The 10339-nt window shown below is 69.5% G+C and carries 9 protein-coding genes; 1 reads left to right on the forward strand and 8 read right to left on the reverse strand.

The window, feature by feature from the left end; translation table 11 throughout:
* Positions 1–47: 47 nt before the first annotated feature.
* The 3 genes from CG723_RS38745 to CG723_RS38755 form a co-directional block, all read right to left on the reverse strand.
* Positions 48–1505, reverse strand: coding sequence for an ABC transporter permease (locus CG723_RS38745; protein WP_100598245.1), 1458 nt, complete (start codon positions 1503–1505; stop codon positions 48–50).
* Positions 1506–1643: 138 nt separating this feature from the next.
* Positions 1644–2912, reverse strand: a complete 1269-nt coding sequence (locus CG723_RS38750) for a L,D-transpeptidase (RefSeq protein ID WP_100598246.1) — start codon at positions 2910–2912, stop codon at positions 1644–1646.
* Between the two features lie 275 nt (positions 2913–3187).
* Positions 3188–3532 carry a hypothetical protein gene (locus tag CG723_RS38755; protein ID WP_199842068.1) on the reverse strand — a complete coding sequence of 115 codons (345 nt, stop codon included), beginning with the start codon at positions 3530–3532 and terminating at the stop codon, positions 3188–3190.
* A 109-nt stretch (positions 3533–3641) separates the two neighbouring features.
* Between CG723_RS38755 and CG723_RS38760 the strand changes: the two genes are divergently transcribed.
* Positions 3642–3926 carry a hypothetical protein gene (locus CG723_RS38760; RefSeq protein WP_100598261.1) on the forward strand — a complete coding sequence of 95 codons (285 nt, stop codon included), beginning with the start codon at positions 3642–3644 and terminating at the stop codon, positions 3924–3926.
* Between the two features lie 58 nt (positions 3927–3984).
* On the opposite strand, the gene hutH is transcribed toward CG723_RS38760, so the two are convergent.
* From hutH to CG723_RS38785, 5 genes are all read right to left on the reverse strand, one after another.
* On the reverse strand, positions 3985–5523 hold the full coding sequence (gene hutH, locus CG723_RS38765) for a histidine ammonia-lyase (RefSeq protein WP_100598247.1): 1539 nt from the start codon (positions 5521–5523) through the stop codon (positions 3985–3987).
* Positions 5524–5587: 64 nt separating this feature from the next.
* On the reverse strand, positions 5588–6739 hold the full coding sequence (locus CG723_RS38770; protein WP_100598248.1) for a GGDEF domain-containing protein: 1152 nt from the start codon (positions 6737–6739) through the stop codon (positions 5588–5590).
* A gap of 65 nt (positions 6740–6804) precedes the next feature.
* The gene (locus CG723_RS38775) at positions 6805–7596 is read right to left on the reverse strand and encodes an enoyl-CoA hydratase/isomerase family protein (protein ID WP_100598249.1); all 792 of its coding nucleotides are present in this window, start codon (positions 7594–7596) and stop codon (positions 6805–6807) included.
* 39 nt (positions 7597–7635) lie between these two features.
* Positions 7636–8748 (reverse strand): adenylate/guanylate cyclase domain-containing protein, encoded by a 1113-nt coding sequence (locus tag CG723_RS38780; RefSeq protein WP_100598250.1) that lies wholly within the window; start codon positions 8746–8748, stop codon positions 7636–7638.
* A gap of 445 nt (positions 8749–9193) precedes the next feature.
* Positions 9194–10075, reverse strand: coding sequence for a biotin--[acetyl-CoA-carboxylase] ligase (locus CG723_RS38785; protein ID WP_100598251.1), 882 nt, complete (start codon positions 10073–10075; stop codon positions 9194–9196).
* Positions 10076–10339: the final 264 nt, after the last annotated feature.

The raw sequence follows: 10339 nt of genomic DNA on the forward strand, positions 1-10339 counted from the left end.
GCAACTCCTGCGGTACGTAGAGGTGTTCGGGAGGCCGCGCGGTGCGGCTACTCGACGCGGCGCAGGGCGTCGGCCGGGCGGAGGCGGGAGGCGCGCCAGCCGCCGAAGGCGCCGGCGATCAGGCCTCCGGCGACGGCGAGGCCGACGGCGAGCGTGATGGTGGTGGCGCTGACGGGCGCCCTGAGGGCGATGTCGAGGGTCTTGCCGGCCGCCTGGCGCATGCCGGGGCCGCCCATGGCCAGGCCGCCGCTCCTGGCGCCGCCGCCCGCGCCCGAGCCGAGTTCGGCGGTGAGGGTGGGGCTGATCGCGGTGACGGCGTAGGCGCCCGCGAGGCCGACGGCTATGCCGAGCACGCCACCGACGAGCCCGTTGACGACGGCCTCGCCGACGACCTGGCGGGTGACCCGTCCGGACTTCCAGCCGAGCGCCTTGAGCGTGCCGAACTCCCGTACGCGGCGGGAGACCGCCGACGAGGTGAGCAGCCCCGCGACCAGGAACGCGGCGACGAGCACGGCGATGGAGAGCCACTTGCCGACGTTCGCCGCGAGGTCGGAGGCGGTGGAGAGGGAGCCGGAGACGGTGTCGGCGAGATCGGCCGAAGTGGTCACCGTCGTACCGGAGATGTTCTTCTGGATGGTGGCCTTGACCGCGGAGATCTGCTGCGAGTCGGTCGCCTTCACATAGACCGTGGTGATCTTGTCCTTGGCGCCGGCGAGGGTCTGCGCCTGCTTCAGCGGCACGTACAGATTGGCGGCCGCGTCACCGCTGTCGGGTGTCGCGATACCGATGAGCTTGTACTTGACGCCCTTGATCTTGACGGTGCCGCCGAGGGCGAGCTTCTTCTCCTTGGCGTACGAGGTGTCGGCCACGGCGACCTTGGCGTCGGTCTCGGACGTCTTGAACGTACGGCCCTTGGTGACCTTGGAGGAGGTGAGGGGGCCGAGGCCCTGCTTGGCCACGTCGGTGCCGTACACGCTGTAGGAGTTGACGTCGAAGGAGGCGCCGCCGCCCTCGACCCGGCCCTGCGGCTCGCCGCCGGAGCCGCCCGGACCGCCCTGGCGGGTGGCGCCGCCGCTCTGGTCCTGCTTGAACTGGCCGCGCTTGAACTCGCCGCTGACCTTCATCACCTGGAGGCTGAGGCCGCCCACCGAGTCGGTGACGCCCTTCTGCCCGGCGACCTTGGTGACCGTCGACGAGGCCAGGGTCTGGAAGCCCTGCACCATGACGCGGTCGCTGCTCTGCTCCTCGCCGTCGTCCTTGGCGCCGAACTCGAATCGCGGCCGCCCGGTCTCCCCGCTCTTGGGCGCCTCGGCGGCCTTGGTGACGGTCATGTCGGTGCCGAGGCCGTACAGGGACTGGAGGACCTTGTCCTGGGCCTGGTTCATGCCGGAGGACACGGAGTTGACCACGATGACCAGCGCGATGCCGAGCGCGAGCCCGGAGGCGACGACGAGCGCCGCCTTTCTGCGGCGGCGCAGTTCGCGCCTCAGATAGGTGAAGAACATGCCGTGAAGCTAGGGACACACCGTGATGTTCGGATAAGCCGGGGATAAGAGACCGATGAGAACTCGCGGAAAGCCCGAAGGCCCGCACCCCGTCGCCGGGGTGCGGGCCTTCTGCGAGGACTGTCGGACGGAGGACCGTCAGGCGGCCGAACCGGCCGTCCACTGCGCCCAGTCCAGGTTCCAGCCGTTGAGGCCGTTGTCGGGCTGGATGGTCTTGTCGCCCGTGTTCTTCACGACGACGACGTCACCGACCATGGAGTTGTCGTAGAACCAGGCACCCGGCGTGTTCGGGTCATTGGCACCCTTGGCGTCGGACAGGCCGACGCAGCCGTGGCTCGTGTTGGCACCACCGAAGATCGACTTGGCGCCCCAGTAGTTGCCGTGGATGAACGTGCCGGAGTTCGACAGGCGCATCGCGTGCGGCACGTCCTTGATGTCGTACTCGCCCTTGCCGTCGTCGTCCTTGAAGCCGACCGTCGAGCCGTCCATGCGGGTCTCCTTGAACTTCTCGGAGATCACCATCTGGCCCTGGTACGTCTTGTTCTCCGGCGAACCGGCCGAGATCGGGATGGTCTTGACGACCTTGCCGTCCCGCGTGACCGTCATGGTCTTGGTCGCCGCGTCGACGGTCGAGACCTGGTTGCGGCCGATCTTGAAGGTGACCGTCTTCTGCTGCACGCCGTAGACGCCGTTCGCACCCTCGACGCCGTCGAGGTTCAGCTTCAGCGTGACCGTGGAGCCGCCGGTCCAGTAGTCCTGGGGGCGCAGGTCGAGGCGCTGGTTGCCGAACCAGTGGCCGACGACCTCCTGGCCGCTGCTGGAGGAGACGGTGATGCCCTTCTGGACATCGGCCTTGTTCGTGATCGCCTTGTCGAAGTTGATCGAGACCGGCATGCCGACGCCGACGGTGGAGCCGTCCTCGGGCGTGAAGTTGCCGATGAAGCTGTTGGCCTGCGAGACCGTCGTGAACGTGGAGTTCTCGTGGGCCGCGCGGCCGCTGGAGTCCTTGGCCTCGGCGGCGATCTTGTAGACAGTGGCGCGCTGGAGCTGGCCCGCGGGCTTCCAGCTCTTCTTGTCAGCGGATATCTGCCCCTGGACCGCCGCGCCCTCGACCGTCGTCATCTTCACGTTCGTGAGCGAACCCTTGCTCACGGTGACGGCGGCGGCGTTGTTGATGCTGGCGTTGTCGGAGCCGTTCTTCGGCGCGATCTTGATCAGCGCCTCCGACGTCTTCTTGGCAGCGGCTTCGTCGACGGCGGCCTGTGACTTCGTGCCGCCGCCATCGGCACCGCGGGCCTCGCTGCCACCGCCGCTGCACGCGGAGAGCACCAGCACTCCTCCGACCAGAGCGGACGCGGCCATCAGACCCTTGCGCCGCTTACTGTCCGTCATCACACGCATCTCCATCGTCGCCGATTTCCCAACAACCCCGAAGGCCCTGCGGGCCCTCGATCCCCGCCAAGCGGGAATCCCCATGAGCCCATGTAACGCCATGACCGGTTCGTCCCGTTCCAATTCCGTCCCCGATGTGGGGGATGACACGTCCGAACTGCCGTGACCAGGCATGCACCAGTGGTAACGGAACCCTCCTGGTGCCCCCTGTGGGACGGGGAAACCCCGGCCGGCGGTTGCCACCCGGGGTTCCCGAGTCCGTGTGCTCCTACCCGGCCCCGCATCCCGTCCTAGTCGTCCGCGTCGAGAGCGTCGCCGGAGTCGTCATCATCCACGTCGAGGTCCCAGTCGGGCGAATCGGGATCGTAGTCGACCTGCTCGCTGGACCAGGAGGCCTGCACGAGCTCCGCCCCGGGCACCTCGCTGACCAGGTCGAACGGGTCGACCAGATAGGCGAGTGCCTCCGCCTCGTCCTCGTTGACGGCGGCCTCCGCGTGGGTCCGCTCGTCGGCCGCCATGTCGTCGTCCTCGGCGATGCGCTGCAACGCAGCCCCGGTGATGGCGGCGGAGTCCTCGATCTCCAGGACCAATTCCACGCGGAGCCGAACAAATCGTGATGTCTCAGGGGTGCTCATACGACGGAGCGTATGCCTCACCCCACCCGTGACTTTCCTGTGACCCGCACCTTTCACTAACATCGCCTCACACGGCCAATTCGCCAGCTCCACAAGGGGGATCGATTCCGTGTCCGTCGCACGACGATCGCTGCTCACCGCCACTGCCGCCGGGACACTCCTGGCTGCTCTGTGGTTCGTTCCGTCCGCCACCGCGACGCCCGAGAAGACAGCGGAGGCAGATCAGCAGCAGACCGCGACAGCGGTACACACACAGGCCGAGGGCCAACTGCGCCTGGCCGACACGGGAACGGTCGATACGACGCCGTACGTGATCGGCGGCTCGACGTTCCTCGGGATCGGCGCCGGCTTCCTGACGTACTCGGCCAGGAAGAGCCGCGCCGCCGCCTTCTGAGCACAACAGAGCCGGGCCGCACCCCGAAGGTGCGGCCCGGCTCGTGATTCCGTAACTCCTAGGCCAGCGGCCCCGTGACGGGCTCCACAGCGGCAACGAGGTGCCCGCCGCGCACGAAGGCGTCGGCGGCCGCGAGGTCGGGCGCGAGGAACCGGTCGGGGCCGGGGCCCTGAACTCCCGCGGCCCGTACGGCATCGATCACGGCGCGCGAGGCGGGGGCGGGCGTGAGGCCCTCCCGCAGCTCGATGCCGCGCGTGGCCGCGTACAGCTCGACGGCGACGATCCGCGTCAGGTTGTCGATCGCGGTACGCAGCTTGCGGGCGGCGGACCAGCCCATGGACACGTGGTCCTCCTGCATGGCGGAGGACGGGATGGAGTCCGCGGAGGCGGGCACGGCGAGCCGCTTCATCTCGCTGACCAGGGCGGCCTGCGTGTACTGGGCGATCATCAGGCCGGAGTCGACGCCCGCGTCGTCGGCGAGGAACGGCGGCAGCCCGTGGGACCGGTTCTTGTCGAGCAGGCGGTCGGTGCGCCGCTCGGCGATGGACCCGAGGTCGGCGGCTGCGATGGCGAGGAAGTCGAGCACGTAAGCGACGGGCGCGCCATGGAAGTTGCCGTTGGACTCCACACGCCCGTCCGGCAGCACGACAGGGTTGTCCACGGCGGACGCCAGCTCGCGCTCGGCGACGAGCCGCGCGTGGGCCATGGTGTCCCGCCCGGCGCCGGCGACCTGCGGGGCGCAGCGCACGGAGTACGCGTCCTGCACGCGCGGCGCGTCGTCCTGGTGGTGCCCGGTGAGCTCCGAACCCTTCAGCACGGCCAGCATGTTGGCGGCGCTGGCGCCCTGCCCGGGGTGCGGCCTGATGGCGTGCAGCTCGGGGGCGAGGACCTTCTCGGTGCCGAGGAGCGCTTCGAGCGACAAGGCGGCAGTGATGTCAGCGGACTTGTACAGGCTCTCGAGATCGGCGAGCGCCATGACGAGCATGCCGAGCATGCCGTCGGTGCCGTTCAGAAGGGCGAGGCCCTCCTTCTCGCGCAGCTCGACGGGCGCGATGCCGTGGGCGGCGAGCAGCTCGCCGGCAGGGGCAAGAACACCGTCGGGCCCTTCGGCGTCACCCTCCCCCATCAACGTGAGAGCACAGTGGCTGAGCGGCGCGAGGTCGCCGGAGCACCCGAGGGACCCGTACTCGTGCACGACGGGCGTGATCCCGGCGTTGAGCACGTCGGCCATGGTCTGCGCGACCTCGGGCCGCACACCGGTGTGTCCGGAGCAGACGGTCTTCAGGCGCAGGAACATCAGCGCCCGTACGACTTCCCGCTCGACGCGCGGGCCCATTCCCGCGGCGTGCGAGCGGACGATGTTCCGCTGCAACTGAGCCCGCAGGTCCTGGCTGATGTGCCGGGTGGCGAGCGCGCCGAACCCGGTGGAGACCCCGTACACGGGTTCGGGCTTCGCAGCCAGCGCGTCCACGATCGCGCGGGCCGAGGCGAGGGCGGCCACCGCCTCTTCGGAGAGCTCGATCCGGGCATCCGCCCGCGCCACGGCGACTACATCGGCCGCGCTGACGCCGGACGTCCCCACCACCACAGTGTGCATATCCATATTCAGGAGCGTACGAGGTGAAGAGCTCAATGTCACGACCGAGTTCGGGATGGACCCCTTACGCCCCCGCGCCCCGCCCCCGGAGCCGGCGCCGCTCACTGTCACCGACGGCGGGCGGAGGAGAGTCGGCGAGGCGCACGACGGGATCGTCGGGACCGTCCCGCCCGGCCACCACCGGCTTCACGGCCCGCAGCGCCTTGGCCCGGTACTGGGCTGCATCGGCAAGCCGGAAGAGCCGCCGCGCACTGAGCACCTCCCCAATCGGATCGCCGGTGGAAGCAATCCCACAGGCAACCCCTTCACCCAACTCCAACTCGGAGGCGCGCAAGCACAGTTCCTCGCCCGCCCGCACCACGTCATCGGCGTCGGGCCCCACGGCCACCAGACAGAACTCGTCACCCCCGAGCCGCGCGGCCAGGGTCCCCGGCAACATCGCGCCGCACAACGAGAGAACGGACCCGAACCGCTCCAGCAACCGATCCCCGACCGCATGCCCCAACGAGTCATTGACGCGCTTGAGCCCGTTCAGATCACACACGACAAGAGAAACGACATCCCCCCCGACCCGGTGCCGCTCAATGGCCTCGTCGAGCCGCATATCAACGGCACGCCGATTCGCGAGCCCGGTCAGGGCATCCGTGAAGGCGAGCCGCCGCGCCTCCTCGAGCCGCTCGGTCTGGGCGATACCCGCAGCGGCCACAGCGGCGAGCACGGTGGCGAAGGCGGCATCGTGGGCGCCGAAGACCTCGGCGCCCACGGGCCGGGCGACGTACAACTCGCCCCAGGCGCGTCCGTGGAGCACGATCGGCGCGACGACGCAGCACCCGCGCCCGCGCCGGCGCAGGGCGGCGACGCGCTGATGGCAGTAGCCGCCGCCCTCCACGGTCCCGGCGGCCGTCTCGACCCAGGCGCGCGGAGCGCCCCCGCCCACCCACTGTTCGTGCAGGAACTCGGTGATCTCGGGGAACTGGTGCACGGGATAGGCCTCGTCCTCGGGGAACTCGACCTCTCCCTCGGCGCACTCCCCCACGTTCACGAGGACGCGCAGCCGCCCGCGCTCCCGCTCCCACACGGACAGAGCCGCGAAGGTGCCGGACAGGGCGCGGCATGCCCCGAGGGCGGCGGCCCGCCAGGACTCACGCGGAGACTGCGCCGCGGCCATCCCCTGCGCCATCGCGACCACGGCCCGCAACCGGACTTCCTCTCCCATAGGCCAAGATTAGGAAAGAAAAGCCCAGGTCGATACATTCAGGACCCATACGAGGCCAGGAATAGTCATTCACCGGGCCACTGGGGCGCCCGCTTCTCATTGAAGGCGGCAACTCCTTCAGCCCGGTCGCCGGAGAAGGCCACGGACCGCCAGGCGGCATCCTCGACCTCGAGGCCGGCCCGCAGATCGAGCCCGTACCCCACCCTCAGGGCGCGCTTGGCAGCGCGAAGCCCCACAGGCGAATTGGCGGCAATGCGCCCCGCCAGCTCAAGGGCAGCCTCACGATCGTCACCCACCCCCACGACCTGATCGACAAGCCCGATCTCCAGGGCCTCCCGGGCCTCGACGCGCCGCGCAGAAAAGATCAGCTCAGCAGCTCTCGCAGCCCCCACCCGCCGGGGCAGCAACTGCGTACCGCCCCCACCGGGAATCACCCCCACAGACACCTCGGGCAGCCCCACGACGGCGGTCTCGTCGGCCACGATGAGATCGCAGGCAAGAGCGAGCTCGAACCCGCCACCGAGGGCGAATCCGTGCACAGCGGCGATGACGGGCATAGGAAGCTCAAGAACGCCCCCGTAGGCGCCGCGGGTCAAAGGCCGCTGACGAAGAAGCTCAGCATCGGAAAAGGAGTTCCGCTCCTTCAGGTCGGCCCCCACGCAAAAGGCGCGGGCGGCAGACGACGAAAGAACAACAACCCGAGCACCACCATCACCCGCCAGAGAGGCGCAAGCCTCCCCCACGCTCACCGCCATGGCGGTGGACACGGCGTTCATCGCCTTGGGCCGATCGAGGACGAGCTCGGCGACAAAACCGTGCCGCCGCACCTCGACGAACTCTCCGAACCGCTCGCTCACAGACCCTCCCGGTTAACGACAGTTAACAACGGCAGAATCCTAGAGCGGCCGCCGCGTCAGAAGCCAGGGCTCGATGACACCGAGCCCACGCACGGGCCGCTGCCACATGGGCTGCAGAGCAAAGCGGTACGAGGGCGCGTCCTCGCCCTCCTTCTCCGCAAGAGCGGCGGTCTCCGCCTCGGAAACGGGCGCCTCTCCGGCACGCTGCAACTCCTCCGCAAACGCACCGTCGACCAGCACGGCATCCCGAGGAGCTATCGAGGTGAGCCGACTCGCCAGATTCACGGTCGTCCCGAAGACATCGCCCATCCGGGTCGTCACGGTCCCGAAGGCCATCCCCACCCGCACCTCGGGCATGGTCTCGTCATTGGCCATGGTCTCGATGAGCCGCAGGGCGATCTCGGCCGCGATCCCCGCGTCATCGGCGGCGTACAGCACCTCATCGCCCAGGGTCTTGATCAACCGCCCGCCATTGGCGGCAACAAGATCGGCGGCCGTGGTCTCGAAGGCCTCGACGAGCTCCCCGAGCTCCTCTTCCTCCATACGCCGAGTGAGCCGCGTAAAGCCGACAAGGTCGGCAAACCCAACGGCAAGCCGCCGGTCCACCATCTCCTCGTCATCGGCGGCCTGCACCACACGCCCCGTGGCCGCGGCCAACTGCCGCCGCCACACATAGACGAGAAACTCCTCCAGCTCGGGCAGGAGCAGTTCCATCAGGGGATACGTGACTTCGGTACGGGTCATCCCAGGCTCGGGAGGCTCGGTGAGCCCCTCCAAAAAGGAATCGATCTGCCACTCGGCAAGCCGGGCGGTGGTCTGTCCCGTGGACCGGGCGACCTGCACGGCCATGGCCTCGCTGAGCAGCCCTGCCTCGACAAGACCGGCAAGCCGCCGCAGGGCGAGCACATCGGCCTCGGTCAGCGCCTTGGCCTGCCCGATGTCGGCAAAACCCATGGCCCGCCAGAACCGGGAGGCGAGCTCCATGGAAACACCGGCGCTGCGGGCGGCCTGAAACGGCGTATACCGCCGCTCCGCACCAAGAATGAGCCCCTCGAGCCGGAGGGCAAGCGGATCCTCACCGCCGGCACCGTCCTCGACAGACTCGATGTCGGATGGGGTGCCCGCGCCGGAGCCCGAGTCGTCGACGGTCACGCCTGCTGCCCTTCCGATCTGCCACGGTCATGTATCGACCGGCCTCAACTTTACGGCAGGTGTGCCGCAGCTCACTCCCCCAGCACACACGAGTCCCGACCCCCACCCAAGTACAAACCGAAAGGACACGCCCCACCGGACCGGATGTCTGGAGCCCCCACCGGCGATCAGCCGCGTACGAGACAGGCCGGGGACAGCGAAGTCCCACCGGGCGGACAGCCGCGTACGAAACGGAAGGGGACGTGGGGGCATGTGCGCGCAGCCACCAGCACCACGCACAGGCAATCAGCCGGCTGACGAAAACCCATAGAACAGCGAGCACGTACATGCCCCCACGGCCCCGCACCCAAAAACGCACCTGCCGAGCCCGCACCCGGCAAAGAAGCCGAGCAGCCCCCACCGAGCCGGCACCCGAAACGCAGCAGCCCGCACCGGAAGGGCCCCGTCAGCCCCCCGCCCGCAGATGAACGATGTCCCCCGCCCCCACAGGCTGCTGCACCCCGTCCGCAGAGGCGATGACGAGCCGCCCGTCCCCGTCAACGGCAACTGCCTCCCCCACAAGCTCCTGCCCCCCAGGAAGCTCGGCCCGCACATTCCGCCCGAGCGTCGCGCACCCCGCCGCATAGGTCTCCTGAAGCCGCGACACGGCAGGATCCCCACCCGCGGCCCGCCACTCGACGAACCGCTCCTCCAGCGACCGGAGAACGGCCCGCAGCAGCGGGTCCCGGTCAGTGGAAACGGCCCCGGCCAGGGCAAGCGACCCGGCCCCCGGCACAGGCAGCTCGTCGGCGCGCAGCGAGACGTTGAGCCCGATCCCGACGACCACACCGTCCCCGGCGCGCTCGGCGAGGATGCCCCCGGCCTTGCGCTCCTCTTCGCCGACATTCACCAGCAGGTCGTTGGGCCACTTGAGGGCGGTGTCGACCCCGGCGGCCCGCGCGAGCCCCGTCGCGACGGCCACTCCGGTGAGCAGCGGCAGCCACCCCCACCGCTCCACGGGCACATCGGCGCCGGGCTTCAGGAAGACGGAGAAGAAGAGCCCGGACCGCGCAGGAGCGGTCCACTGCCGGTCGAGCCGCCCGCGCCCGGCACTCTGCGACTCGGCGACGAGGACAGCCCCTTCCTCGGCCTTGCCGGCCAGGGCGAGGGCAACGAGATCGGAGTTGGTGGACCCGGTGGCGGGAACAACGTCGACGGAGGACCAGAGCCCGCCACGCACGAGGGCGCGCCGCAGGGCGGCGGCGTTCAGCGGCGGCCGGTCCAGGTCCGACCACTGCTGACCGTCGTTCGCGTCGGAGGGATCGTCTGAAGCATTTCGGGGCGTCATGCAACCCACCCTAGGTGTGGTAAACGCCGCACTGCCGAACGGTATCCACGCCACTACGCTACGAGCCAGTAGCTACAGGGCCAGGCCCCAACCCCCGCCTCACCGCCGCGCCACATCGCCCCGCCCCATCCTCACGTCCCCATTGAGCAGCCAGGGAGCCGCATCCCGATGTCCGTTCCGGAAGAGCCCAACGTGTCCAGCGCCATCGACATCCACACGACCGCGGGAAAGCTCGCGGACCTGCAGCGCCGGATCGAAGAGGCC

The sequence above is a fragment of the Streptomyces sp. CB01635 genome (assembly GCF_002803065.1).
GTDB lineage: Bacteria > Actinomycetota > Actinomycetes > Streptomycetales > Streptomycetaceae > Streptomyces.

Excerpts from the sequence above, each read along its gene's own strand:
- CG723_RS38745 (WP_100598245.1), bottom strand. The coding sequence starts at position 1,505 with ATGTTCTTCACCTATCTGAGGCGCGAACTGCGCCGCCGCAGAAAGGCG.
- CG723_RS38750 (WP_100598246.1), bottom strand. The coding sequence starts at position 2,912 with ATGGAGATGCGTGTGATGACGGACAGTAAGCGGCGCAAGGGTCTGATG.
- CG723_RS38755 (WP_199842068.1), bottom strand. The coding sequence starts at position 3,532 with ATGAGCACCCCTGAGACATCACGATTTGTTCGGCTCCGCGTGGAATTG.
- hutH (WP_100598247.1), bottom strand. The coding sequence starts at position 5,523 with ATGCACACTGTGGTGGTGGGGACGTCCGGCGTCAGCGCGGCCGATGTA.
- CG723_RS38770 (WP_100598248.1), bottom strand. The coding sequence starts at position 6,739 with ATGGGAGAGGAAGTCCGGTTGCGGGCCGTGGTCGCGATGGCGCAGGGG.
- CG723_RS38785 (WP_100598251.1), bottom strand. The coding sequence starts at position 10,075 with ATGACGCCCCGAAATGCTTCAGACGATCCCTCCGACGCGAACGACGGT.